The organism is Methylocaldum sp. GT1BB (genome assembly GCF_051027545.1).
Classification (GTDB): Bacteria; Pseudomonadota; Gammaproteobacteria; order Methylococcales; family Methylococcaceae; genus Methylocaldum.
In genome coordinates, this window is sequence record NZ_CP194902.1 from 1,393,113 (window position 1) to 1,419,378 (window position 26,266).

Here is a 26,266-nt window from a genome sequence, read left to right on the forward strand (position 1 = left end):
TCGGATGCCTGTCACCGGTTGTTGTATAGGGTTGCGGTGATTACGATGGCTTCAAGGAGCGGATCGAGGCCGCGGCCTAAAAACCCACCGGTCGGCATCATATAATCTCAGGCTACATGAGCCGGCGCAAGAACCCGACGACGGATAGCGCCGTTCTCGATCATGCGAGCGGAGCAAGCGACGGCACTTCCCTGTGCCGAAGTTAGAGGGCAGTCAGCTCAGGCCGCTTTGCGGAAGACGATCTCTCCGTCCTCCACGTCCGCGCTGACGGTATCGCCGGCGGCGATCTTGCCGGCCAGGATATCCTGCGCCAAGGGGTTCTCGAGTTGGTGCTGAATGGCGCGCTTCAGCGGGCGTGCGCCGTAGACCGGATCGAACCCGGCCTCTCCGAGTTTGTCCAGCGCGGCTTCGCTGACTTCGAGCGCGATATCGCGGTCGGCCAGGCGGTTTTGCAGGTAGCCGATCTGGATGCGGCTGATGGCGCGGATCTGCTCTTTGATCAGCGGGTGGAAGACCACCACTTCATCGATACGGTTGATGAATTCCGGCCTGAAGTAGTGGGTAACCACTTCCATGACCGCCGCCTTCATCCGCTGATAATTCTCCTCGCCGGCCAGCTCCTGAATACGGTCGGAGCCCAGGTTCGAGGTCATCACGATAACGGTGTTGCGGAAGTCCACGGTGCGGCCGTGGCCGTCGGTGAGCCGTCCGTCGTCGAGCACTTGCAACAGTATGTTGAACACCTCGGGGTGGGCCTTTTCCACCTCGTCCAGCAGGATCACCGAGTAGGGTCTGCGGCGCACCGCCTCGGTCAGATAGCCGCCTTCCTCGTAACCGACATAACCCGGCGGCGCCCCGATCAGGCGGGCCACCGAGTGCTTCTCCATGAATTCCGACATGTCGATCCGGACCATGGCTTCCTCGGTGTCGAACAGAAACTCGGCCAAGGCTTTGCACAGCTCGGTTTTGCCCACGCCGGTCGGGCCCAGGAACAGGAAGGAGCCGTTGGGGCGGCGCGGATCGGCGAGACCGGCGCGTGAGCGGCGGATGGCATCCGACACCGCTTTGATGGCCTCCTGTTGGCCCACGACTCGCCGGGCCAGGTTTTCCTCCATGTGGAGCAGCTTTTCCCGCTCACCCTCGAGCATTTTCGATACCGGAATGCCGGTCCACTTGGAGACCACTTCGGCGATTTCCTCGTCGGTGACCTTGTTGCGCATCAGCTTGGTTTCCTGCATCTCGGCCTGTGTGGCGAGATCCAGCTCCTTTTGCAGCTTGGGAATCTCGCCGTATTGCAGCTCCGACATGCGGGCGAGATCGCCGTTGCGCCGTGCCGCGTCCAGGTCCAGCCGAGCCCGTTCCAGCTTTTCCTTGATGGCGGCCGTGCCTTGCAGCGCGGCCTTTTCGGATTTCCAGATCTCTTCCAGTTCAGCGTATTCCCGTTCCAGTTCGGAGATGTGGTCTTGGAGTGTTTCCAGCCGTTTTCGCGAGGCTTCGTCGGTTTCCTTCTTCAAGGCCTCGCGCTCGATCTTGAGCTGGATCAGGCGGCGATCCAGACGGTCCATTTCTTCCGGTTTGGAATCGATTTCCATGCGGATGCGGCTGGCGGCCTCGTCCACCAGGTCGATGGCCTTGTCCGGCAGATTGCGGTCGGTGATATAGCGATGCGACAGGGTCGCCGCCGCCACGATCGCGGGGTCGGTGATGGTGACGCCATGATGTACCTCGTATTTTTCCTTGAGCCCGCGCAGAATCGCGATAGTGTCCTCGACGCTGGGCTCGTCCACCAGCACTTTCTGGAACCTCCGTTCCAAGGCCGCGTCCTTTTCGATGTACTGACGGTATTCGTCCAAGGTCGTGGCGCCTATGCAATGCAGCTCGCCCCGAGCCAAAGCGGGCTTCAGCATATTGCCGGCGTCGATGGCACCTTCAGCCCGCCCCGCGCCGACCAGGGTGTGCAGCTCGTCGATGAAGAGGATGATCCTGCCTTCCTGTTTCGCGATATCGTTCAGCAGCGCCTTCATCCGCTCCTCGAATTCGCCGCGGAACTTGGTGCCGGCGATCAGGGCGGCCATGTCCAGAGCCAATAGGCGCTTGCCTTTGACCCCTTCCGGCACTTCGCCGTTGACGATGCGCTGCGCCAGGCCTTCGACAATGGCGGTTTTGCCGACGCCGGGCTCGCCGATCAAGACCGGATTATTCTTGGTGCGGCGCTGCAGAACCTGGATGGTGCGGCGGATTTCATCATCGCGCCCGATCACCGGATCGAGCTTGCCCTGTTCGGCGCGCGCGGTCAGATCGATGGTGAATTTCTGAAGCGCCTGGCGTTGCTCTTCCACGTTGGCGTCGTCTGCCTTCTGGCCGCCCCGGATCTGTTCGATGGCTTGCTCCAGTTTGTTCCGGTCCAGTCCCGCTTTCCTGAGCAAATCGCTGAGCTGGCCACGGTCTTCGATGGCCGCCAGCACGAAGATTTCGCTGGTGATGAACGTGTCGCCGCGTTTTTGCGCCAGCTTATCGGTGAGGTTCAACAACCGGCCCAGTTCGTTCGAGATCTGTACGTCTCCGCCGATACCTTCTACGCGGGGGATGCGGTGGAGCGCTTCTTCCAGAGAGGTACGGAGCTGATTGACGTTGACGCCGCATTGCGAGACCAGGGGCCGCACGGTGCCGCCTTCCTGATCGAGCAGCGCCGCCATGACGTGAATCGGCTCGATGAACTGATGGTCGTGCCCCAAAGCCAGGCTCTGCGCTTCGGCCAGGGCTGCTTGGAATTTACTGGTCAGTTTGTCCATTCGCATTGGAAAAATGCCTTTATGTTGCTTAATCGAGATGACTCAATAGATTGGGGTGCCGTACCCGCTTTTCAAGCGAAGCCGGCGATGCAGTCGCTCGTTATCGATCCTCTATAGGAAGGCATTGTAGTGAAGTTCCAGCCTTAAAAGCCGCTTTGACGTGCGTCGGAGCTTTGTAATACGATCGCCTTCCATTTCCACTTTTATGCGCGGAACTCCCATGCAGGATGCAGTGCCCTTCGCGGCAATCAGCCGCTTCCGGTTTTCCGAACCCGAGGTCCTCTCCGGACAATTGCCCAACGGAACCCTCTCTCGTCTCCTAACGGAAAAGTAGGCCGTCGTGATGGAGACGACGGCTTTAAGCAATAGAAGTTTTCCAGGCGTCGGCATGAGTTTTCTCGCCGGCCTTCTGAGCGCCTCGATTTACGGCTTCGGAATCTCCCTCCTACTCGGGTTCGGTATCCATAAGATTTTTCTGTACTTGTGCGCCGCTGTCGTCATCTGTCTGGCGCTGTTGTCCCGCAGCGGCTTCCCAATCGATCGGCCGATGGCCGCTTTGCTGTCCCTCGTTGTTTTGCTGACCGGACAAGGCTATCTCATGGCGTCCGCCAACGAGACCGACTTTCGCTTTTTGGAGCATCTATCCTGGCCGGTGGCGGCGGTTGCCGGTGTGGTGATGCTGCCCGAGCGATTCGGCAGTCGCTGGCAATTGACCCATAAGCCGATTATCGCCGTGCTGGCTGCGTTCTACGTTGTCGCCCAGTGGATCGGCTTTGCGATTTTTCCCGATAAGTTCGGGCTGTTCGCCAATCCTCATTTCTTGGCGCTGTACTGCTTGCTGACGCTGCCGATCCTGTTCTATTTTTCGATCGCGAACGGCGGAGGACAACGGTGGCTGTTCATCTTGGCGTTGCTCGGCGATGCGCTGTTGCTGTTGAAGACCCAGTCCAGGCCGGGTTTTCTGGCTCTGCTGGCCGGCTCGCTGGTGATCGTCCCGTTCGTGGCGGTCAGGTACCGGTGGATGACGCTCGCGGCGGTGCTGATTATTCCCGGCTTGCTGTACGCATCGGGAATTTATGGATTCGACGACAGGATGGACGATTTCTTCGGTGATTTGCGCAAGGAAGAACGGGTGGCCATTTGGACGGAGACTGCCGAAATGCAGTCGGCGAGTTCGGTTCGAGAATGGATTTTCGGGCATGGATTCGGGCAGTTCTACCGCGATTATCAGGGGGTTTCCAGCTTTCATTCGGTGGTCGATTTCTCCTTTCCGCACAATTTCTTGCTGGAACTGCTGTATAGTCACGGGTTGATTGGGCTTATTGTTGTAATCGTCGGCTATGGGCTATTTTTCGCGAAGCTCTGGGTGCATACGGCGACTGCCGATAATGATACACGCAGGCAGATAGGCCTCCTTTTGATTGTCGTGACGACGGTCCATTTTGCGCATGCCTTTCTTACGCTGCCTTTTTTCTCCCGATCGACGCTCTATCCGTTGAGCTTGATTGTGGGGGGCGGTTTTCGTTTTTTTAAAGCTTCTCATGGCTCAGCCTGATTTTCCGCCGGTGGGCGTGATTATTCCCAATTTCAACGGAGTGCATTTATTGCGCCGCAATCTGCCGTCCGTGATACGGGCCGCCGCAGCTTATCCCGGCACCTGCTCGATCATCGTGGTGGATGACGGATCGGCGGACGGAAGTGCCGAGATGCTCCGGACCGAGTTCCCTTCGGTTCGTGTCGTCGTCCATGAAGCCAATCGCGGTTTCGCCGAAGCGATCCATTCGGGGGTCGATGCCGCCGACGCGGAATTCCTGATTTTTCTGAATTCCGATGTGCGGCCGCAGGAGGACTTCATGGCGCCGTTGATCCGGCATCTGGAAAAGGCCGAGGTCTTCTCCGTATCGCCCCTGGTTCTGGACGAGGACGGACGGGTGAGCCCGGTTTCGTGGCGGTGTTTCCGAATAAGACGGGGCCGGCTTAGGTCGGTGCGCTGGCGCTTCGACGACCTGAAGTCCGCTGCGCCGACGGAGAGCTTATTTGCCTCCGGAGGCTCCGTCGCTCTGCGAAAATCGATGTTTGTGGCGCTGGGCGGCTATTTGCCGCTTTACAAGCCGTTCTATTCCGAAGACTTCGACTTGGGTTTGCGCGCCTGGAAACGCGGGTGGCGAACGCTCTTGGAGCCTGCGAGTCGGGTGGTGCATGAAAAAAAAGGTTCGATTTCGGAAAACGTGGCCGCCGATCGAGTCAGAAAGACGCGGGTGTGCAATCGATTCTTGCTCGAATGGACACATATGCCGGGGAAGGACTTGATGCTCTATCTCTTGCCGGGCTATCTGTTCCAGTTGATCGGACGCTTGCTAAGACTCGATATGGTATACGTCAGAGGCTTTTTTGCCGCACTGCGCCGCCTTCCGGAAGCGCTTCGAGTACGAGCCGAAATCCGGAAGCACCAAGTCCTGGATTTTTGGCGTATCGTCGACGCCGTCGAGCGGAGTTTTGGCCTGAAGGCTTGATTATTAACGTGTTCGTGAAATTACGGAGACCCTATGGTTAGGGACAGGCCGATGTTTACCGTCTTTATTCCCACCTATAATCGCGCGGGCTTGTTGACTAGGGCTTTGTCCAGCATCGAGGCCCAGACCTATCGGAACTTCGAGGTCGTCATCGTCGACGACGGATCGACCGATGACACTGCTGCCGTCGTGGCTCGTTGGAAAGCGGGCGTCGAATTCCCAGTCATTTATGTCAAACAGAGCAATCAGGGCAAGCACGCCGCTCACAACAAAGGCGTGGAATTGGCCAGGGGGCGGCTTTTTTTCAATCTCGACTCGGACGACCGTCTCTTACCCGATACCTTGGAGCGTATCCGGCGTCATTGGGAGTCCATCCCCGAAAGTGAGCGTGGACGTTTCGCCGGTGTCGAAGGTCTGGTGGAGAGTATGGACGGGAAGCGGTCGCTGACCATTCCTTATCCCCATAATCCGCTGGATGCAAGCTTTCTGGACGTGCGCTATCGCCTGGGCGTGGGCGGCGACAAAAAACATGCGATTCGGACCGATGTCGCGCGCCGGTTTCCGTATCCGGTCTTTGCCGGCGAAAGGCATATCCGGCCCTCGCTGACCTGGAAACGGATTTCGCACCATTATGTCTTTCGTTGTGTCAACGAACCCTTCCAGCAGGTGGAGTACCTGGCCGATGGTCTGTCTTCCGACCGTTTTCGTCTGCGCATGCGCAACCCGCGCGGATTCCAGCTTTACTATCTGGAAGACGTAACCGAGCACCGGGCATGGCTCAGCCGCCGCCAACGGCGGCGCAGCATGGTCGATTTCATCCGTTTTTCCTTTCATACCGGTGCCGGTCTTCTCAAGCAGGGAAGGCTGACCCGCTATGATCCCTTATGGCTGGCGCTGGTGCCTGCCGGATTCGGCCGCTGGCTGGTGGATCTCTACCGGCTGCGCTTCAAAAAGGGATACAAGCCGAATCGGAAAGAAACGCGCAACTGATGCGGGCGCTCTTAAGAGGTGTGAGAAGTCGTAGGTCGGCAATCCCTTGCCGACCAAGGCGTCGGAAAAGGATTTCCGACCTACGGCTACACCTTCGCAACGCGGCCATCGAGCCGCGCAGTAGCTTCTCACACACCCTCTTACAGCCACTCCGCGCGTTTCAGGCGTCTATACAGCCAAACGCAGCCGATCAAGGTTCCCGCCAAAGCGGCGGGATAGCCGAATCGGAAATCGAGCTCGGGCATGAACTTGAAGTTCATGCCGTACATGCTGAACACCATGGTCGGCAACGCCAAAATGGCGCCCCATCCGGCCAAGCGTTTGACGACTTCATTCTGCCGGACCGTGATCAGCGCCAGGTTTGCTTGCATGGCATCCGACAGGGTTTCACGCATGGTGTCGGTGGCGCGGATGATGCGGTGCACGTGGTCGTGTACGTCGCGGAAATAAACGCGCAATTCCTTGGAGACAACATCGGGGTGAAGCCGCATCAGTGCATTGCAGACGTCCAGCAAAGGCATCGCGGCATTGCGCAGCCGCAGCAGGCAGCGTTTGAGATCGTACAGGCGTTCCATCGCATCGCGATGCAAGCGGTTTTCAAAGATGTCTTCTTCTAGTTTTTCGAGCAGCGATTGGTAATGTTCGACGACCGGCATGAAGTTGTCGACGATGAGGTCGAGGACTGCATAAAGCGCGAATCCGGAGCCTTTGGCCAGGAGTTGCGGCATGCTCTCGCAACGGACTCGGGCACGGCCGTAGCCTAGCGACGATTGGTGACGGATCGATATCAAAAATTGCTTGCCGACGAACAGATGCGTTTCGCCGAAATGAACCTTGCCGTCCTGGAGCTCTACAGTGTGCAAGACCACGAACAATGATCCTTTGTATTCTTCCAATTTCGGCCGTTGATGTGCGGAGCGGGCATCTTCCACCGCGAGTTCGTGCAGGCCGAATTCTTCCTGGAGTTGCAGCAACTCGTTCGGATCGGGTTCGGTCAAGCCAACCCATACGAAGGTATCCGGTTCCGCAAGCAGTTCACTGATGTTTTCGACGCTGACGTCTCCGATTCGCTGGCCGTTGCGATAGGCGGCGCATCTGATATACACGATTAATCCTTTTCAGCCCCGAGCGGGACAATTGGTCATGGTTTTTGTACGTATTAGTTACATATAATACGATCAGTCGAATGGATGATTTCCCTTGATAGGTTTTTGATGGTCGATGCAAAGCGCTTGATGGGTGCCACGCGAACGGGCGGTGTTCTCCGCGGCGCATCTGTTGCGGCCGTACTGGCTTTGGGCGTTACGTTTTATTTTACCCCGCTGAAAAGCTGGCTGGATCAAGGCTTGATGCTCAAAGCCGAGTTGGCGAGTTACGGTTTGGCGGCGCCCTTGGTTTTTACCTCGGCCGGCGTAGCGCTCACAGCAATCGGGGCGCCTCGCCTGATTTTGTGCTCTCTTGGCGGATTGGCGTTCGGCTTTGCTTGGGGACTGGTGTGGAGCCAACTGGCGACGGTGTTGGGTTCATACGTGACGCTTCTGCTCATCCGCCGATTCGGCGTAGGCTACGGACTGAAGAAGGTTCGTCAGTTTGAGCGATTGGCACGGCAGATCAAGCAAAACGGCGTATTGGCCGTGGTGCTGATTCGACAGCTTCCACTGAACGGCTTCTACAATAATGTACTTTTGGGGATGACGGATGTCGGTCATCTGGATTTTCTCATAGGAAGCTTCATCGGGTTTTTGCCTATGGGGATTACCGCCTGTCTGATAGGCGCCGGCTTACTCCAGACCGATTTTGCCAAGGCCGCCGAATACATCGCCTTGGCATTGGCTTCGTCGGTGATTTTGGGCTATGCGTTGAAACGGCTCCACCGACTCGTATGCGCCAAGAACACCGAGTTGTCTTTTTTGGCCGATAAGGATGCGTGATCGGCTGCGCGGAATGTTTCGCCCGATGGCCGCATGCCGCTCGCTCTACACTAGACTAGGGACTTCATGAAAAATTTCGAACGGTTCAATTGACGTCCTTAGATTCGTGACGCCTCCTCGAGTTTGTCTTTTCATCCCCAGCTTCGGCGATGGCGGCGTTGGGCGCACCTTCGTTCACCTTGCCAATGGTTTTTCCGCCCACGGCGTACCAACGGCTTTGATCGTCAACCAAGCCGATACCGTCTTCGCCGACCGGTTGAACCCCGAAGTCGAGCAGGTGGCCCTCCATGGCCAGAGCGACCTGGCGCTCGAAAAAGATCTGCTCGCGTTCCTGTGGACCAATAGGCCGGCTGTCGTCATGACCGGCCAAGGGCGGGACGACCGCATCGCATTGAAGGTCAAGAAAAAGTTGCGGGATTCCGGCATACGGTTTTTCTTGCGCGTCGGTACTTCGCTGGGTGCCCGGACCGAACTCAAGCATCGGTTTTGGTGGTCGCGGTGGCTGTTCCGGCGCAGACAGCAACGCCTGTTCTCGCAAAGCGACGGCATCATCGCCAATTCCCGCGACGCGGCGGCCGATTTGTCGGCTTTCCTGAACATTCCGCTCGAACGCATCAGCGTGCTTCCCAATCCCACTGTAGCGCCGGATCTGCTGAACTTTGTCCATAAACCGGTGGATCATCCCTGGCTGAAGCCGGGCAGTCCACCGGTCGTCATGGGAGCGGGGCGGCTAGGGCGCGCCAAGGATTTCCCGACCTTGCTGAAGGCGTTCGCCCGGCTGCGTCGAGATCGGGTTTGCCGCTTGATGATCCTGGGGCAGGGCCGGCAAGCGGAAAAGCTGAAAAGCCTGGCGGCCGAGCTCGGCGTTCAGGATGATTTCGACCTGCCGGGCTTCGTGGACAATCCTTACGCTTTTCTCGCCAGGGCATCGCTGTTCGTTCTGTCGTCGCTGTGGGAGGGTTGTCCGAATGTGCTCATCGAGGCTCTGGCGGTCGGTACACCTGCTGTGGCCACGGATTGTCCTAGCGGGCCTAGGGAGATTCTGGCTGAAGGTCGTTACGGGCGGATCGTCGCGCCGGGCGATGCCGAAGCTCTCGCGGAGGCGATGGCCGCGACCCTGGAAAATCCACCGCCTTCCGAGCTCTTGCGCGAGGCGGTACGGCCGTACACTCTGGAAAACAGCAGTCGCGCCTATTTGGAATCTTTCGGGCTGAGCCGCCCATGAGTTCGAGCCGTACAGATCTGGCTTTATTTCTGGCGACTTCCGGTCATAGCGGGGTCGATCGGATCATGCGCAATCTGGTTCCGGAGTTTGCCCGATGGGGACTGCGGATCGATCTCCTTAGAGTGAAAGGCCATGGTCCTCATTGGGACGATCTGCCGCACAATGTCCGGACGATCGACTTGGGCGTTTCCCATGTCAACACCGCTTTGCCGGCGTTAGTCCGTTATTTGCGCCGCAGCCGGCCCGAAGTGCTATTGAGCGACAAGGACAAGGTGAACCGCACCGCCTTGACGGCACGGGCGCTGGCTCGCGTCGATACCCGCGTGGCGGTGCGGATAGGCACGACGGTCTCCAAGAATCTCGAGCGCCGCGGCTGGTGGGCGCGAAATGGCCAGTTGGCTTCGATCCGACTGTTCTACCGCCACGCCGACTGCATCCTGACGCCTTCCGAAGGCGCGGCGGAAGATCTGGCCAGGATAGCGGGGCTGCCGCTCAAGGCGGTGACCGTGGTGCCCAGCCCGGTGCTCACGGACCGTTTCGATGCGATGGCCGAAGCGACGGTGGATCATCCCTGGTTCGCGCCGGGCGAGCCGCCGGTGATACTCGGCATCGGCGAATTGTGCGCGCGCAAGGATTTCGCCACCCTGCTGAGAGCTTTCGCGGAGCTGCGGCGTGACCGTCCTTGCCGTCTGATCATCGGCGGCGAGGGGCGGCAGCGCGACAAGCTCCAGCAACTCGCCCGTCATCTGGGCGTGTCGGACGATGTCGACCTGCCGGGATTCCTGGCCAATCCTTATGCCTACATGCGCCGGGCCAAGGTTTTCGCTCTCACGTCGATTTGCGAAGGCATGCCGGTCGTATTGATCGAAGCCATGGCCTGCGGCACATCGGTGGTATCGACCGACTGCCCGAGCGGTCCCAAAGAAGTGCTCGGAGACGGTCGTTATGGTCCGCTGGTTCCGGTCGGCGATTCATCGGCCCTCGCGGCGAAAATCGCCGACATGCTGGATAGTCCGACCTCGCCCGAAGCGTTGCACGAGGCGACGATGCCCTACACCGTTACCAACAGCGCGCGGCAATATCTGAATGCTCTGGGTCTGCTGAGAGGAGAGGGGTAATGGGTCGTGCACAGCGTCTGGCGGTACTGATTTCGTTTTCCGGCACCGGCGGCGTGGAGCGCATGGTGATGAATCTGTTGCCCGCGTTCTCGCAGGAGGGGTTGGCGGTGGATCTCCTGGCCATCTTGCGCAAGCCCGCGCCCGAACTCATAAGGCTGAACGGTTCGGGGTTGCGGGTTCTGGACTTGGGCGTTGGACACACCGCCTTGGCGGTGCCGGGGCTGGTCCGCTATCTCAAGACCGAAAGGCCGTTTGCCCTGTTGGCCGCCAAAGACAGAGCCATTCGCGCCGCGGTGCTCGCCAAGCGCGTGAGCCGAGCGGATACCCGTCTGGTGGGCCGCCTCGGGACTCATCTTTCGGCCGCCATGGCGAACAAGCCGGCACTGATCCGCTGGGCACGCCAATGGCCGATGCGCGAAATGTACTCGGCGGTGGACCGTATTGTCGCCGTGTCCGAAGGCGTCGCGGAGGACACGCGGCGGATCGCGAAATTGCCGCCGGAAAAGATCGTGGTGATCCGAAACCCGGTCATTACCCCGGAGATGATGGAAAAGAGCCGCATGCCGGTGGATCACCCCTGGTTCGCGTCGTCGGACGTTCCCGTCATTCTGGGAGCCGGACGCTTGACGCGGCAAAAGGACTTTTCGACCTTGATCCGCGCTTTTGCCCGCGTGCGGGCCTTCATCGATTCGCGGCTGGTGATCCTCGGCGAAGGCCGGCTGCGCCCCAGTCTGGAAAAGCTGGCTGCCGATCTGGGGATCGCCGATGCCGTCGCGCTGCTCGGCCATGTCGCGAATCCGTATGCCTACATGGCGCGGAGTTCGCTGTTCGTGCTGTCGTCCGCCTGGGAAGGTTCGCCCAATGTGCTGACCGAGGCCTTGGCCCTGGGAACGCCGGTGGTGTCCACCGACTGCCCCAGCGGTCCGCGGGAGATTCTGCGGGACGGCCTTTATGGTCCGCTGGTGCCGGTAGGCGACGTGGAGCGCTTGGCCGATGCGATGTTGAACACCTTGCAGTTTCCGCTTGAGAACCGGTTGCTTCGCGAGGCAGCGTCGGAGTATACGGTGGAGCGTAGCGCGGCTCGCTATCTGGAGGTGCTGGGATTTACGCCTTCCGGCTCCGCTAAGGTTTTGCATCCGGTTTGACACAACTCTTTTGAATCCATGTTGCTCTCCCTCAAATACAACTTCCTGTTCGTCCACATCGCCAAAACCGGCGGCACCAGCATTCGCGACTCGCTTTGGCGGCAAAAGTGGACCGATCCGTACCGGATTCCGCAGTTTCTCTGCAGCAAGCTGAGCGGGATGACCGGCCATAAGATCGGAGCCAAGTTCCCGCGCCACGCCAAGATCATCGCCGCCAAGGAAATGCTCCCGCGAGAGGTCTTCGAGAGCTTGTTCAAGTTCGCCTTCGTGCGTAACCCTTGGGATTTGCAGGTGAGTTCCTATCATCACATCCGCCGCGAGCGGCCGCAGCTGATTACCCACATCGACAGCTTCGAGGCGTTTCTCCGCTGGAAGCTCGATCCGGCCCGCCCGCCGCAGTATCACGCCGACATGTCGACGGAGCTGCAAAGCGACTATGTGATCGATTTGCACGGCAACACCGTCGTCGATTTTCTCGGACGCTACGAATTCCTGGCCGAGGACTTCGAAACGGCCTGCAAGCGGATCGGCATCAAGACCCCGAAACTGCCCCACAGCCGCAAGGCGACCGACCGCCGGAAGGACTATCGGGATTACTATAACGACGTGACGGCCCAACTCGTGGCGGATCATTACCGACCCGACATCGAGCGGTTCGGCTATCGGTTCGACGAGCCGCTGGCCTCCAATCTGACCGGCTGAGATGTACCCGTCGCTGCATATTCTCGGCAGCCGACAGTTCGGCGGTGCGGACCAGTTCTACGTGCGCTTGCTGGGCGCGCTGCACGAAGCCGGGCAGCGGGTGATCGCCGTCAACCGGTCCGGCAGTCCGGTGGCAGAAGCCCTGAAGACTAGCGCCATCGAGCAGGTACACCTGCCGCTCGCCAATCAATGGGATCTCTGGTCGGTCTGGCGGATTCGCGAGTTGGTGGCCTGGCGACAGCCGTGCATCGTCCAGACCTACATGGGGCGCGCGACGCGCCTGACCCGTTTGCCTGCCAAGGCGAAGGCCGTGCATATCGCCCGCCTGGGCGGTTTCTACAAGATCGACGGCTATTATCGCCACGCCCATGCCTGGGTGGGTAATACGCGAGGCATCTGCGACTATTTGGTCAAGTCCGGTCTTCCCGCGGAACGGGTGTTCCACATCGGCAATTTCGTACCGGAGCCCTTCGTTTTTTCGAGCCAACACCTCGAAGAGCTCCGCGACAAACACAATATCCCAAGCGACGCGCTCGTGTTATTCGCCTTGGGGCGCCTGATCGACAAGAAGGGCTTCGACGATTTGCTGCATGCCTTTGCCGAACTTCCGGCCGAATCGAACGGACGCCCGCTGATCCTGCTCGTTGCCGGCAACGGCCCCGCGGTCGATCGGCTGAAGACGCTGAGCGATAGCCTCGGATTAACCCCTCGCGTCCGCTGGTTGGGCTGGCAACAACCCGACCCGTTCTACGCCTTCGCCGATCTGTTCGTCTGCCCCTCGCGCCACGAGCCCTTGGGCAACGTCATCCTGGAAGCCTGGAATTACCGCCTGCCGGTGGTCAGCACGGCGACCGACGGCGCTCTGGAGCTGATCGACGAGGGGAGAACCGGTCTCCTGGCGCCGTGCGGCGACCCCTCGGAACTGGCGGCGCAAATCCGGGCGGCGCTCGCGCTTTCCGATACCGAAAGAAACATGCTCGGCGAAGCCGGTCATGCATTTCTGCAAAGCCGGTACAGCCGCGAGGCGGTGGTCGGCGCGTACCTCGAGCTTTATCAGCGACTCATGGCGGACAGAGGCGACTGACACTGATGCCGGAAATCGATTCTCCGCCGCAACGCATCCTGATCATCCGGCTCAGCGCCATCGGCGATGTCATCATGGCTTCGGGACTGATTCCTGCGCTGCGCAAGGCGTATCCGAACGCCCGCATCGCCTGGCTGACGGAATCCGCCAACGCCGATCTCCTGCGCCATAACCCGCATCTGGACCAGGTTTATTTGTGGCCGAGGGGCCGTTGGCGGCAGTTGCGCCGGGAGCGCCGCTACCGTGCGTTCGCCAGGGAAGCTTTCGATTTGATCCGATCGCTTCGAGTCGAACGCTTCGACTGGGTGATCGATCTCCAGGGTTTGCTCAAGAGCGGCGTCTGGGCTTGGCTTTCGGGCGGACGGCGGCGCATCGGCCTCGGTTCGCGCGAGGGCAGCCAGTTTCTGATGACGGAGGTTATCGACCGGCGCGTGGATGATCTCCGCATCGGCAAGGAATACAGGATGCTCGCCGAGACCTTGACCGGCCAGACCGATACTTTTGAACTCGATATCGCCGTTTCGGAAGACGATCGAAAAGGGGCAAGAGAACTGCTGGAATCGGCAGGCGTGACCGGAGCATATGCCGTCATCTGCCCGTTCACTACCCGCCCTCAAAAGCATTGGTTCGACGAACGCTGGGCGGAGCTGTCGGTCCGCGTGGCCGGCGAGCGCCGGCTCGCCGTCGTTATGCTGGGCGGTCCGGCGGACAAGGCGCGTGCCGAAATCATCGCCAGGCAGACGCCGGGCCTCATCAATCTGGCCGGCCGGACGAGCCTGGGACAGTGCGCGGCGATCATCGAGAAAGCGAGGCTGTCGATCGGCGTCGATACCGGAATGACTCATCTCGGCATCGCTCTGGGCGCTCCGACCGTGGCGATCTTCGGTTCCACCCGGCCCTATTTGGACACGGGCCGGGCCACGGCGAGAGTGCTTTACGAGCGCTTCGAATGTTCGCCCTGCCGCCGTCGTCCGACCTGCGGAGGGACGTTCGATTGCATGCGTCTCCATACCGTGGACAAGGTGTTCGGCGCTGCCATCGAGCTTCTGGAAAAAAGATCATGAAAGTGCTGCACGTGGAAATGGGGCGGCACCTATACGGCGGTGCCCGGCAGGTGGCCTACCTTCTCAATGGCCTGAGCCGGTTTCCAGGAGAGCATGTGCTGGTATGCAGCGAGGGCGCCGAGATCGTCGGGGCTATCCAAAATCCCGCCGTCGAGATTCGACCGCTTCCGTTCCGGGGCGACTCGGATCTCGGCTTTATCGGCCGGCTGCGGCGGCTGATTCGAAACGAAAAACCGGACGTGCTGCACATCCACAGCCGCCGCGGCGATCTTCTCGCCGCTTTGGCCGGACGGCTGGAAAACATTCCGATGATCCATAGCCGGCGAGTGGACAATCCGCCGCGCTGGGTCGACACCCGCATCAAGTTTCCGCTGTTCGAGACCATCGTCACCATATCGGAAGGCATACGCGAGGTGCTCATCGAAGCTGGCGTGCCGGCCGAGCGGGTGGTCTGCGTTCCGAGCGCGGTCGACACCGAGCGCTACCGTCCGGAATGCGATAAGGCTTGGTTTCGCTCGGAATTCGGCCTCGCGGAGGGCGAGACGGCGATCGGCATGATCGCCCAGCTGATCGGCCGCAAGGGGCATGAGGTGTTATTCGACGCCTTGCCCGTGGTCCTGGCTCGTCACCCCCAAACGCGGGTTTTGCTGTTCGGGCAGGGCCCCGTGGAGGCCGAACTTCGGACATCGGCTCGTGCCCGCGGACTCGATGACACCGTAATTTTCGCCGGCTATCGAACCGATATGGCGCGGGTCATACCTTGTCTCGATCTGGTGGTCCATCCCGCCTGGATGGAGGGGCTCGGCGTCTCGCTGCTGGAGGCTGCGGCCTCTGGGGTTCCGATCGTGGCAACACGGGCTGGCGGCATTCCCGAAATCGTGAAGGACGGCATCAACGGCCGCCTGATCGAGCCCGGCGACAGCGCCGCATTGGCTTCCGCTATCGTCGAACTGCTGGACGATCCGACGCGGCGCCGTGAACTGGGCCAGGCCGGGCGGCGTTTGGTTCTCGAACGGTTCTCGGTCGAAGCCATGGTGGAGGGCAATTACCGGGTTTACCGGCAGGTTACGGAAACGGTTGCTGAACGCGGCTAGAGGATTTTCCGATTTGGCGTAGGTCGGCAATCCTTTGCCGACGCCTTCGTCCGCAGTGAAAACGCGCCAGTCAAGTCGTCAGATCCAGCCACACGCTTTGGCAATCCGCTCGGCGCGCTTCTCCCAGCTGTACTCTCGGGCCTTTTGCTTCGCCGCTTGCGCGAGACGGCAGGCGAGTTGCGGATCGTTTTGCAGCCGCCTGATCGCCGCGATCCATCCTCCGGTGTCCGCCGGCTCGACCAACAGAGCGGTTTTCTCGTGATCGACGATTTCCCGAATCGCGGGCAGATCGCTCACGATGATCGGACGTCCCGCCGCCATCGCCTCGAACAGCTTGATGGGGCTGATCGAATCGGCATGGGGAAGGCTTCGCTGGTAGGGCAGCAGGACCAAATCGGAGCGCTCCCACCAGGTCGGCACGTCCCGGTGCGGCACGAAAGGCACGACGTGCAGCTTGCCCGAGGCTTGGACCGTATCTTCCTGTTCGCCCACCAAGGTGACGTCGGCGATTTCCGTTGCAGCGATTTCCTGGAAGACGTCGAGGCCTCGGTCGCGGCTGAGGCGCCCGAGGTACACGATGCGAGGGGCGGAGAGACGGTCGGGATCGAAGGCCGGAATCTGGTCGAATGCGGAAAGTTTGGTCCCGCTCGGACTGACGAGCACGCGCTCCGCGACGGCCCCGGCCCGGATCAATACGTCTGCCGCGGCATGGCTGATGGGGACGAGCCATCCGATGAGTCCCTGCCGATGATGCTTCACGATGCCGGCCAAATACCCTTTGCCGATCAGTTCGCGCTCCGCCTCGTGGATTTCCAGTTGATGCGGTATTCCGGCAGCGGCCAATGTGGCGCTGATTTGCACGGAGCGGGTGTAAACGCCAAGAGCCTTCCGAAGTCGCCTGCCATAAAGCCGAACGAACGGGCGGGCGTTCCAGCGCCGATTCAGCAGCCAGCTGGAACGGATGTCCAAGGACGATTCGACGCCGAAATCGCGCAGCCGGCTTTCCAGGTCCAGCGAACCCGGCCACGGCGGCAAATACAGCGTAGCGTCGACGCCCGCTTGGCGGAATGCCTCCATCATCTGCAGGGTCTGGATCAGATTGGCGCGATTTCGTTGCAGGCGGCTTCGGCCCAGATAAACGACGGGTAGCCTAGTCATGGCGGGCCGCATCGGGATGCCAGGCAAAGCTATAGGCGATCCCGGCCAGTAAAATCCAATAGGCCCGGCAGTCGCCGTGCAGAATGCGGAAGTCGAACAGGCTCCACACGGCCAAGAGAATGAAGCAGCCGGCCAGAAACGCGAAATGGTCTTTCGGCAGAATCCCGGTCTTATAGCTGCGCCATACGTTGGCCATCACCAGAAGAACCGTTGCGGCCAAGACCAGTGCGCCCAAAAGGCCGAAGCGGACCAGGATTTCCAGATAAGTGTTATGAAAGTGGTCCATCCAGTCCGCTCCTTTCGCCTGTGGATGGATCAGCTCGGGTTGACCGCTGATTTCGACGAGATGCTCGGTAGAGCCGGGGCCCCAGCCGAACCAGGGCCGCTCCAAATATTTTTGCAATCCGAATTTCTGAATATCGTGGCGATAGCCGATCGACGTGCGCGGCAAGTGCTGGTTTTCTCCCTGCAAAATCGACGAAACGACCGCGTTTTCCTGATCGATCCGGGTCCGGATCTCGCCGTGGTTCAGGGCAAACAGACCCACAACCACGCCCAGCGCGAGGAGCATGAAAGGAACCGACTTTCCGAGCTGAAGGTCGGTTCTTTTTGTCTTCCAAAAATAATGGATACCCAATGCGCTGGGAACGGCTATGAGTGCGGCAAGCCAGGCGCCGCGGGATTTGGAAGAAATCAGCATGAAACTGGATAGATATAGGGCGGCCAGCCAACAGGCGAGGCGAAATAGGTCATTCAGGGGACTCGTGCGGGTGCTCCAGATTCGCGGGGTATAGATCAAGAGTCCCAGAATTGCCGATGCCGACACCAGACCGCTGAAGATGATTCGGAGTTTGAATCCGGTTCTTTCGGCGACGGTCATGTGATACAAGTTCGACCAATCGGCTTTCCAAAGCATGCCGATCAGGAGCCCCCCGGTGGCCAGGATCAGCGTCCAGTGGATGCGCCGCAGGTCGCCGCGCAGCCACCAAGCCAGCGGCAGAAAGGCGAACAATTTGAGCCAATTCGAGGCGTCTCGGATCTGAAGTTTGCGCGTTTCGGGAAATTCGTCGATCGCGAAATAAGCCCCGATGGCCACATAAATCGCGAAAGCGGCAAACAGTCCGAACATCGGATCGCGGCGAAACACCGGCCATGCCGACGGATTCAACAGAAATGCCAGCGAAAACGCGGCTAACGCGATATTGGTGCCGGCCGGACTCAGCCAGGCAAAAAAGGCGAAAGCCAAGGCAGCCGTGACGCCGGTATAATTGGCATACTGGACCGGGGGAGCGATGACTCCAGCGACCATTGGATGATTTCTATCCGTGTGAAAAAACCACGATTTTAGCAAAGTCGAACAGGCCGCTTGAGAAATCAGGACGGCCTTTTATTAAGCCTGCACGACCTCATGAGCGAAAAACACTCCGACCGAAAGCCACTCACCGATGGAATGATCATCTATCGGCGGCTGCTCAAATACGCTTTGCCCTACTGGAAGATGTTCCTGGCTTCAATAGTGGCCATGATTGCCTATGCCTCGCTGGGACCCGCTTTCGCCAAGCTGATTCAGCCGCTCATCGACGGCAGTTTCATCGAGAATGACCCCGAGATTCTGCGTCAAGCGCCTTTCATATTGCTGGGTTTGTCGATCGCCCGTGGTATCGCCGGGTTCGCCGGGGATTACTGTTCCGGATGGGTCGGACGGCGGGTGATCGCCGATCTCCGCCGGGATTTGTTCGATCAGCTATTGAATCTTCCCTGTGCCTATTACGATCACGCCTCGTCGGGGCAGTTGCTCGCCAAACTGCTGTACAACACCGAGCAGGTGGCGAATTCCTTGACCAAGGGCGTGGTCGCGGTGTTCAAGGACGGATTGACCATCGTCGGTCTCACTTTGTTGATGGTTTACGAAAATGCCTTGTTGTCCCTGGTCTTCATGGTGGTCGGCCCGGTGCTCGGCATCAGCATTCGCCTGGTCAGCAAGCGTTTTCGCAAGATCAGCATGCGTATTCAGGAGTCCATGGGCAATGTCGGCCACGTGGCGCAGGAAGTGATCGATGCGCAGCGCATCGTCAAGGTGTTCAACGGGAAAGGCTACGAAACCGAAAAGTTCGCCAAGGAAAACGAACGCAACCAGCGGCGGCAAATGAAGCTGATCGTCACCGACGCGGTTAGCGGCTCGCTCATACAGCTCATCTATGTCAGCGGGTTCGCGGCGATTTTGTACGTGGTCTCCCTGGACTCGGTGCGCCACACCATCACGCCCGGCAGTCTGATCGCCTTCATTGCGGCGATGGCCATGATGCTGAGCCCGATCAAACGTGCCACCCAGGTCCTCAACATCATGCAGAAGGGGATCGCCGCCGGGGACAGCATCTTCGAGCTATTGGACAAGGAGCGCGAACACGATACCGGTACGCGAGAACTCGACGCGGTAAAGGGACATATCGAATTCCGGAAAGTCGGTCTTGCGTATCACGATGACGGAGATTACGCGCTGAAGAATATCGAGTTGACGGTAAAGCCGGGCGAAACCATTGCGTTGGTCGGACAGTCGGGCAGCGGCAAAACCTCGCTGATACGCTTGCTGCCTCGCCTTTACGAGCCCACTCAAGGCGAAATCCGCCTCGACGGGCGGGACATACGGGAGTTCACCCTGGAGAGTCTGCGCCGGCATATTGCTTACGTGGGGCAGGAAGTTACCTTGTTCAACGACAGCGTTGCCAGCAATATCGCTTACGGTTGCCGGGAGTCGGTGAGTTTCGAGGAGATTCGGCAGGCGGCGAGGACCGCCCATGCGCTGGAATTCATAGAAAACCTGCCGCAAGGCTTCGACACCGTCGTCGGCCAGCAAGGTATCGTGCTCTCGGGCGGACAACGGCAGCGTATCGCCATCGCGCGCGCCGTCCTCAAGAATGCTCCCATCCTGATACTCGATGAAGCGACTTCCGCGCTGGATGCGGAGTCCGAGCGGCACGTCCAGGAGGCGCTGGAGGTATTGATGAAAGGCCGGACCACCTTGGTCATCGCTCATCGTCTGTCCACCATCCAGAATGCGGACCGGATCTATGTCATGCGGGACGGTCGTATCATCGAAAGCGGCACTCACGAGCAATTGCTGCGCGGACAATCCTATTACGCGGAGCTTCATCGCTTGCAGTTCGAGCACAAGGCGCTCAGGCCTGTCCCCCACGTTCACGCGATGCCTTAGAAGCTGTCCCGGCAAGCCCTCGAGGCCCTTCGAGAAGTTCGGGACGAACCGGCTAGCGGCAAAATCGGCGTTTACAAAAAATGCGAGTTTCGGGGATTTCTTGCGCAAATTGTTGACTAAAGTCAAGAGAGATATTGCGGTTTTATTCGTTTCGGCCTATGGTGTGTCGGCTCGCACGCAACCGCGGTGACGCTCGGAACTTCAGGCGGCGGCTGGCGAGTCGATAGAAACTACAAGAAGAGGAGGAGAAAGATCATGATGCAATTGCTGGTCGGTCTGACGGTGATCTTCGTCGTATTTGTGATCTACGAGGTATTCAAGACCGTGTCTCGCGCGGATAGCACGCCAACCCCGGTAGCGGCGCCCGAAACGAAAGCCGAGGAAGCCGCCGGCGCGCCTGCTGTCGCCGAAACGGCCGCGCCCGCCGAGGAAGAGGCCGCGCAAACCGAGCGCGGCGGACAGTTGCGCAATCCGGCTACGGGCGAAGTCTCTCCAGTGCCGACAAATTATCGTTTCGCCAAGAAATGGGTCAAAGAAGCCCTGGTCGCGGAAGGATTGCTGGATCGAGTCTATAAGCCTACGGAGCTGAACGACGCGGTTGCCGGGAAGATCAAGGACGCTCTGGATAAGCTCAAGACTCTGGATAAATATCGGGCTTGACGGCGTTGGGCGATGGAGTAAGCCCTTTAGATTTTTTTAGTTCAGGGCGACGGCTGACTCGCCTCCGTTGTGTATCTCGGCCGTCCATCCTCACCGGTTTTCCGCATTTGCTCAGTCCAGTCCCAGCTTTTTCAACTTATAGCGCAGTGCGCGGAACGTGATGCCCAACTGCTTCGCCGCCGCGGTCCGGTTCCAACGGTTTTTTTCGAGAGCCTTGATGATCGCCTGCTTTTCGATCTCGTCCATATAGCTTTCCAGCGACAGACCGTGTTCCCTCACGGGGTTCTCCTCCGACGCAGTCGGAAAAGCCGTTTCGATCATCTCCAATCGCAAACGGTCATCCAGGGAGCGCCAGGATGACCCTTCCAATCGCAAACGATCATCCGGGGAGCGCCCGGATGACCCTTCCGGAAGGTTCAAGTCCTCGACCAGAATGCGATGCCCGTCGCAGAGTGCGACGGCCCGTTCCAGAATATTTTCGAGCTCCCGTACGTTGCCCGGAAACGGATAGCTCATAAGTGCGGTCAAGGCTTCGGCGCTCAGTTCGGCCTTGGTATCTCCGGGGGAGGTGAGTTTTGCGAGTATGTGGTCGATCAAGGCCGGAATATCGCTGCGGCGCTCGCGCAAGGGCGGAACATGCATCTCGATCACGTTGATGCGGTAAAAAAGATCCTGCCGGAAATCGCCGTTTCGGACCATCTCCGCGAGATTCTTGTGAGTTGCGCTGACGATACGTACGTCTACCGGAATTTCCCGAGGTTCGCCCAGCGGTCGAATCGATTTTTCCTGAATCGCGCGCAGCAATTTGACCTGCAACGACAGCGGCAGGTCGGCGACTTCGTCCAGAAACAGCGTGCCGCCGTGAGCCGCTTGAAATAAGCCCTGCTTGTCCCCGACCGCTCCTGTAAAGCTGCCTTTTCTGTGGCCGAAAAATTCGCTTTCCATCAGGTCGTGCGGTATCGCACCGCAGTTCACCGCGACGAACGGCTTTTCGGACCGCGGACTCATGGCATGGATCAGTCTCGCAACCAATTCCTTACCCGTCCCCGATTCGCCGCTGATGAATATAGGCGCCTGATTGCGTGCCAGCTTGGTGATTTTGGAGCGGATTTCGCGCATCGCTTGCGAATCGCCGAGCAATATATGGCGGGAGCGGCGGTCCCTGCCTTCTTGCTGACCGAGCTTGAGCGCCGTGTTCACGAGGTTCCTAAGAATGTGCAGATCCAGCGGCTTGGAGACGAAGTCGAAGGCGCCGTTCTTCAAGGCGCGAATGGCCGACTCCATATTGCCATGCGCGGTGATGACCGCCACCGGCAGTGCCGGAAGGTTGAGCTGGATGTATTCCACCAGGTCCAAGCCGTCGCCGTCGGGCAGACGCATGTCGGTCAGGCAAAGATCGAAATGCCGGTTCTGCAGGAGTTCTCGGGCCTGCCGCAATGCGCCGGCCGATTGCACGTCGATATCCATGCGCTCGAGCGTGATCTCCAGCAATTCGCGTATGGCGGGCTCGTCATCGACGACCAGGGCGGACGGTCTGTTCATAATTCGATTGTGGTTTTTTCTGCGTCGGCCAAACGGAGCCGGAAGCAACCGCCGCCGGCGACAGGTTCATATTCCAGTTTAGCCTGGTTGAGTTCCGCCAGCTCGCGCGCGATATAAAGCCCGAGTCCGGTGCCGCTGGCGGAGGTGGTGAAGAATGGCTCGAACATTTGCTGAACGGTCTGACTATCGATGGGCGCTGCATGATCGATGATTTCGATGCATGGTTCGCCCCGTCGGCGCCTTACGCGCACCCGGATGGCCCCGCGTTGCGGCTCGCCGTATTTCAGCGCGTTCGAAAAAAGATTTTCAAGAATCTGTTTGAGATGGCTGGGGTCGACCGTGACCAGCGCATCGTCGATCTTGATATCGAGTTGAAAGGCTTTTTCATGTATTCCCTGCGCCATCCGGTAGTCGCGCAGAAACTTTTTCAAACTAGACGCCAAGGGAAGTATTTCTCGCTTCGATTGGCCTCGCCGCGAGATTTGAAGCACATTCTCGATGACGATGTTAACCCGAGCGGTATGGTCGAGAACGATCTGTATCAGACGCCGGTCTTGAGATTGCAGCGACGGGCACTCGGCCAGAAGCTGAGCGGCATGGCTGATGGCGGTCAAGGGGTTGCGAATCTCGTGGGCGATGCTGGCGGTGAGGCGGCCGAGCGAAGCCAGCTTGCTTTGCTGTACCCGCTGATTGTACAGGGCATTGTCTTCCAGGAATGCCATGTAAATCGGAGGCCATGTAGGCCCTAAGCGGGTGAAGCGAACTTGCAAGGGTTGTCCTGCCCGAGAACCGAGACCCACCGTGCCGGGGATCGGATCGTCCAGCCAATCCCAAAACAGCTCGGCCAACTCCGGACAGGCGGTTTCCAAGGACCGGGCGGTCGAAGAGATGCCGAGAAGCCGAGCGGCCGAATCGTTCATCATCCAAATACGATGCTGCTCATCGATGACGAGAATACCCGACTGCAGGTGGCGGATGATGAATTCGTTGAGCTGCTGAAGATTGGCCAGGTCGACGCCGCGTTGCGCCGCGATCGCTTCGCTCTGCTCCGCGCGTCTCGCCAGCACCAGGGCGAGAATCGCGATGCCGAAGAACGAGGCCCCGAGCATGCCGGCGTAAGTGTAGGCCGCTTCGAACGCTCCGGAGAGATCGGCGTAAACTTCTTCTCCCAGGACTGCCACGCTGGCCAGCGCCGCCAGCAGCAAAGCGCAGCGACCGCCGGTCAGGATGCCGCCAGCCGCCACCGACAAAGCCAGCAATACGCCGACGCCGGTCTCCACGCCTCCCGAAGCGTGCATGATACTGGGGATCAAGACTAGATCGGCGAGCACGTGCAGCTGTGCTTGAAGCGGGAAGGCGGGGCGGCGCAGGAGCAGAGGAATAGCCGAGAAAAAAATAGATCCTAGATAGATGCTGCTGGCTGCTGCATAAAGCACGGGGTCGTGTTTACCCAGCGACGACGGCAGCGCACCCAAAAAAAACAGGAACACCAAAACGCTACCCAGCGTCAGACGGTATAGAAGATAAACCGTTAGCGACTGCCAGGCTTGGTTTTCAGGAATGCGGTAATGTTTGGAGAACGGACAGGGCGATATTTGCTTGTTGTCGAAGTCCATTGTCCGTAGCAGCTGTTGAGCGCCGTAGAGCCTCGTGCCGGGTCGTTCACCGCAAAACCGTTTGCAGGTACCTTGCGCTCCCTCGTTTCACGGGGAGCGGAGACTCGCCCGAGTTCGGGGTCGGTGCGTGGCATTGCGACATGGCTGCGGTGCGGTTTCGGAGCGGGTCTATTAGAATAGCCGTAGACATTAAGAGTAGCATCGATTTGAGGATTGATGCCCGGCGCGAGAGCTAAACGGAGTATCCAATGAACCTACATGAATATCAGGCGAAGCATTTGTTTTCGTCCTACGGCTTGCCGGTCCCCCGCGGCACCCCGGCATTTTCGGAGCGAGAGGCGGTCGAAGCTGCGACCGCCTTGGGCGGCGGGCAGTGGGTGGTGAAGGCCCAGGTGCATGCCGGCGGGCGAGGCAAGGCGGGCGGCGTCAAGCTGGTCGGCAGCGTCGATGCGGTCGGGGCCTCGGCGGGTCAATTGCTGGGGTCGCGTCTGGTTACCGCTCAGACGGGCAGCGCCGGGTTGCCCGTGAATGCCGTGCTGGTCGAGGAAGTCCGCCCGATTGCGCGGGAGCTTTACCTGAGCGCGGTGGTGGACAGATCCAGCGCCAGGGTGCTGTTTTTGGCGTCCAGCGCCGGCGGAATGGATATCGAAGAGGTGGCTGCGCAGCACCCCGAGAAAATTCTGAGTCTGACGGTCGATCCTGCCGCCGGACTTCAGGCCTACCAGTGCCGGGAAATCGGCTTTGCCCTGGGGCTTCGGGGCGACCAGGTCAACGCGTTGACCAAGATCATGAACGGAATGTATCGGCTGTTTTTGGACAAGGATTTGAGCCAAATCGAGATTAATCCCTTGGTGGTGACGGAAGACGGTGCGTTACTGGTGCTGGACGCCAAGATCAACATCGACGACAACGCCTTGTTCGCCCATACCGATCTGGCTGAGCTCCGCGATCCGGCCCAAGAGGATCCCAAGGAGTCTGCGGCCCGCCAGCATGGACTTAGCTATGTCACGTTGGACGGGAATATCGGTTGTATGGTGAACGGGGCGGGACTCGCGATGGCGACGCTGGACGTCATCAAGCTTTACGGGGGAGAGCCGGCCAATTTCCTGGATGTGGGCGGCGGAACCACGGCGGAGAAAGTCGCCGAGGCGTTTAAACTGATTTTGTCCGACGCGAAGGTGAAAGCTGTTTTGGTGAATATTTTCGGCGGCATCGTACGCTGCAATCTGATCGCCGAAGGCATTATCTCGGCCGTCAAAGAGGTGCACGTTCAGGTGCCGGTGATCATTCGGCTCGAAGGAACCAATGCCGAGGAGGGCCGGCGCTTGCTCGAGCAGTCCGGTTTGGCGCTGATAACCGCGTCGGATTTGGACGAGGCGGCGAAAAAGGCTGTGGAGGCTGCGCAATGAGCATACTCGTCGACAAGAACACCAAGGTCATTTGCCAGGGATTTACCGGCAAGCAGGCCACTTTCCACTCTCAGCAGTGTCTGGAATACGGCACCCGGCTGGTCGGCGGCGTGACGCCGGGGCGTGGCGGGCAAACCCATTTGAATTTGCCGGTGTTCGACACGGTCAAGCAGGCGGTACGCGAAACGGGCGCCACGGCCAGCATGATTTACGTGCCCCCGCCGTTCGCGGCGGATGCCATCCTGGAAGCGGCCGACGGGGGTATAAAAGTGATCGTCTGCATCACCGAGGGCATTCCCGTGCTGCACATGCTCCGGGTCAAAGCGGCCCTGGCCCATTACGACACCGCATTGATCGGCCCCAACTGCCCCGGCGTGATTACGCCGGGCGAGTGCAAGATCGGCATCATGCCCGGTTTCATTCATCGAAAGGGTTCGGTGGGCATCGTGTCCCGATCCGGGACCCTGACTTACGAAGCCGTGCATCAAACCACCAAAGCGGGACTCGGTCAGAGCACCTGCGTCGGGATCGGCGGAGATCCCATCAAGGGCTTGGATTTCATCGATCTTTTGGCTTTGTTTCAGAATGACGATCAGACCAAGGGCATCATTCTGGTCGGCGAAATCGGCGGCAGCGCCGAGGAAGAAGCGGCCGAATACATCAAGGCGCATGTCACGAAGCCGGTAGTCGGTTACATCGCCGGTCTCACTGCGCCGCCCGGAAAACGCATGGGTCATGCCGGTGCGATCATCACCGGCGGCAAAGGGACGGGAACGAGCAAAGTGGCGGCCCTGCGGGCTGCGGGCGTGGACGTCGTCGATACGCCTACGGATATGGGGCAACGGATGAGTGCACTGTTAGGGAAGCCCTGAAAAGGCTTCTCCGGTTTCAGGGCGCCCAGCATGTAGGCTGGGGTGAGGAACGAAACCCGGCATTGTCGCGGGGTTGCCGGGATTCCTTCGTCATCCCGGCCTACGTTCGCCGCTGAGTTGACGAACGGGGAGGTCAGAGC

General features: G+C 59.6%; 21 protein-coding genes. 15 read left to right on the forward strand and 6 right to left on the reverse strand.

What is annotated here, in order from left to right; translation table 11 throughout:
* Positions 1–218: 218 nt before the first annotated feature.
* A complete protein-coding gene (clpB, locus tag ACR2TX_RS07540) occupies positions 219–2,798 on the reverse strand; it encodes an ATP-dependent chaperone ClpB (RefSeq protein WP_077731924.1) in 2,580 nt (859 codons plus the stop codon).
* Positions 2,799–3,180: 382 nt separating this feature from the next.
* On the opposite strand from clpB, the gene ACR2TX_RS07545 reads away from it, so the two are divergent.
* Genes ACR2TX_RS07545 through ACR2TX_RS07555 form a run of 3 tightly spaced genes read left to right on the forward strand, consistent with a single transcriptional unit; the run spans position 3,181 to position 6,295 of the window.
* Positions 3,181–4,347 carry an O-antigen ligase family protein gene (locus ACR2TX_RS07545; RefSeq protein ID WP_168183859.1) on the forward strand — a complete coding sequence of 389 codons (1,167 nt, stop codon included), beginning with the start codon at positions 3,181–3,183 and terminating at the stop codon, positions 4,345–4,347.
* Positions 4,334–5,305 carry a glycosyltransferase family 2 protein gene (locus ACR2TX_RS07550; protein WP_086134865.1) on the forward strand — a complete coding sequence of 324 codons (972 nt, stop codon included), beginning with the start codon at positions 4,334–4,336 and terminating at the stop codon, positions 5,303–5,305. The genes ACR2TX_RS07545 and ACR2TX_RS07550 overlap by 14 nt, the downstream gene beginning before the upstream one ends.
* Before the next feature lie 51 nt (positions 5,306–5,356).
* Complete coding sequence (locus ACR2TX_RS07555; protein WP_168183858.1) at positions 5,357–6,295, forward strand: glycosyltransferase family A protein; 939 nt, start codon at positions 5,357–5,359, stop codon at positions 6,293–6,295.
* Between the two features lie 140 nt (positions 6,296–6,435).
* On the opposite strand, the gene corA is transcribed toward ACR2TX_RS07555, so the two are convergent.
* Entirely contained in the window at positions 6,436–7,401 is a 966-nt protein-coding gene (gene corA / locus ACR2TX_RS07560) for a magnesium/cobalt transporter CorA (RefSeq protein WP_086134863.1), read from the reverse strand.
* A gap of 108 nt (positions 7,402–7,509) precedes the next feature.
* Between corA and ACR2TX_RS07565 the strand changes: the two genes are divergently transcribed.
* The 8 genes from ACR2TX_RS07565 (at position 7,510) to ACR2TX_RS07600 (ending at position 15,658) form a co-directional block, all read left to right on the forward strand.
* Positions 7,510–8,226 (forward strand): TVP38/TMEM64 family protein, encoded by a 717-nt coding sequence (locus ACR2TX_RS07565; protein ID WP_166642674.1) that lies wholly within the window; start codon positions 7,510–7,512, stop codon positions 8,224–8,226.
* A 106-nt stretch (positions 8,227–8,332) separates the two neighbouring features.
* Complete coding sequence (locus ACR2TX_RS07570; RefSeq protein WP_434131689.1) at positions 8,333–9,451, forward strand: glycosyltransferase; 1,119 nt, start codon at positions 8,333–8,335, stop codon at positions 9,449–9,451.
* A complete protein-coding gene (locus ACR2TX_RS07575; RefSeq protein WP_434131690.1) occupies positions 9,448–10,569 on the forward strand; it encodes a glycosyltransferase in 1,122 nt (373 codons plus the stop codon). The genes ACR2TX_RS07570 and ACR2TX_RS07575 overlap by 4 nt, the downstream gene beginning before the upstream one ends.
* Positions 10,569–11,714 (forward strand): glycosyltransferase, encoded by a 1,146-nt coding sequence (locus ACR2TX_RS07580; RefSeq protein ID WP_434110989.1) that lies wholly within the window; start codon positions 10,569–10,571, stop codon positions 11,712–11,714. Before ACR2TX_RS07575 ends, ACR2TX_RS07580 begins: the two co-directional genes overlap by 1 nt.
* Before the next feature lie 18 nt (positions 11,715–11,732).
* Positions 11,733–12,416 (forward strand): sulfotransferase family 2 domain-containing protein, encoded by a 684-nt coding sequence (locus ACR2TX_RS07585; protein WP_077731915.1) that lies wholly within the window; start codon positions 11,733–11,735, stop codon positions 12,414–12,416.
* 1 nt (position 12,417) lies between these two features.
* Entirely contained in the window at positions 12,418–13,500 is a 1,083-nt protein-coding gene (locus ACR2TX_RS07590; protein WP_434131691.1) for a glycosyltransferase, read from the forward strand.
* 5 nt (positions 13,501–13,505) lie between these two features.
* Positions 13,506–14,564, forward strand: coding sequence for a glycosyltransferase family 9 protein (locus ACR2TX_RS07595; protein WP_434131692.1), 1,059 nt, complete (start codon positions 13,506–13,508; stop codon positions 14,562–14,564).
* Positions 14,561–15,658 (forward strand): glycosyltransferase, encoded by a 1,098-nt coding sequence (locus ACR2TX_RS07600; protein WP_086134859.1) that lies wholly within the window; start codon positions 14,561–14,563, stop codon positions 15,656–15,658. The genes ACR2TX_RS07595 and ACR2TX_RS07600 overlap by 4 nt, the downstream gene beginning before the upstream one ends.
* A gap of 78 nt (positions 15,659–15,736) precedes the next feature.
* Here ACR2TX_RS07600 and ACR2TX_RS07605 read toward each other — a convergent pair whose 3' ends face one another.
* On the reverse strand, positions 15,737–16,816 hold the full coding sequence (locus ACR2TX_RS07605) for a glycosyltransferase family 4 protein (RefSeq protein ID WP_434131694.1): 1,080 nt from the start codon (positions 16,814–16,816) through the stop codon (positions 15,737–15,739).
* Positions 16,809–18,125 carry an O-antigen ligase family protein gene (locus ACR2TX_RS07610; protein ID WP_086134858.1) on the reverse strand — a complete coding sequence of 439 codons (1,317 nt, stop codon included), beginning with the start codon at positions 18,123–18,125 and terminating at the stop codon, positions 16,809–16,811. The genes ACR2TX_RS07605 and ACR2TX_RS07610 overlap by 8 nt, the downstream gene beginning before the upstream one ends.
* A 99-nt stretch (positions 18,126–18,224) precedes the next feature.
* On the opposite strand from ACR2TX_RS07610, the gene msbA reads away from it, so the two are divergent.
* On the forward strand, positions 18,225–20,027 hold the full coding sequence (gene msbA / locus ACR2TX_RS07615; protein ID WP_086134869.1) for a lipid A export permease/ATP-binding protein MsbA: 1,803 nt from the start codon (positions 18,225–18,227) through the stop codon (positions 20,025–20,027).
* Positions 20,028–20,282: 255 nt separating this feature from the next.
* Positions 20,283–20,687, forward strand: coding sequence for a hypothetical protein (locus ACR2TX_RS07620; protein WP_077731910.1), 405 nt, complete (start codon positions 20,283–20,285; stop codon positions 20,685–20,687).
* 111 nt (positions 20,688–20,798) lie between these two features.
* Here the strand turns inward: ACR2TX_RS07620 and ACR2TX_RS07625 are convergent, their stop codons facing one another.
* Together ACR2TX_RS07625 and ACR2TX_RS07630 are read right to left on the reverse strand one after the other, a co-directional pair.
* Complete coding sequence (locus tag ACR2TX_RS07625; RefSeq protein WP_077731909.1) at positions 20,799–22,229, reverse strand: sigma-54-dependent transcriptional regulator; 1,431 nt, start codon at positions 22,227–22,229, stop codon at positions 20,799–20,801.
* Complete coding sequence (locus ACR2TX_RS07630; protein WP_434131696.1) at positions 22,226–23,845, reverse strand: sensor histidine kinase; 1,620 nt, start codon at positions 23,843–23,845, stop codon at positions 22,226–22,228. Before ACR2TX_RS07630 ends, ACR2TX_RS07625 begins: the two co-directional genes overlap by 4 nt.
* Positions 23,846–24,093: 248 nt before the next feature.
* Here ACR2TX_RS07630 and sucC point away from each other — a divergent pair, with 248 nt between their 5' ends.
* On the forward strand, positions 24,094–25,254 hold the full coding sequence (gene sucC / locus ACR2TX_RS07635; protein ID WP_077731907.1) for an ADP-forming succinate--CoA ligase subunit beta: 1,161 nt from the start codon (positions 24,094–24,096) through the stop codon (positions 25,252–25,254).
* Positions 25,251–26,126 (forward strand): succinate--CoA ligase subunit alpha, encoded by an 876-nt coding sequence (gene sucD, locus ACR2TX_RS07640; RefSeq protein WP_077731906.1) that lies wholly within the window; start codon positions 25,251–25,253, stop codon positions 26,124–26,126. The genes sucC and sucD overlap by 4 nt, the downstream gene beginning before the upstream one ends.
* The last annotated feature ends 140 nt before the right edge of the window (positions 26,127–26,266 follow it).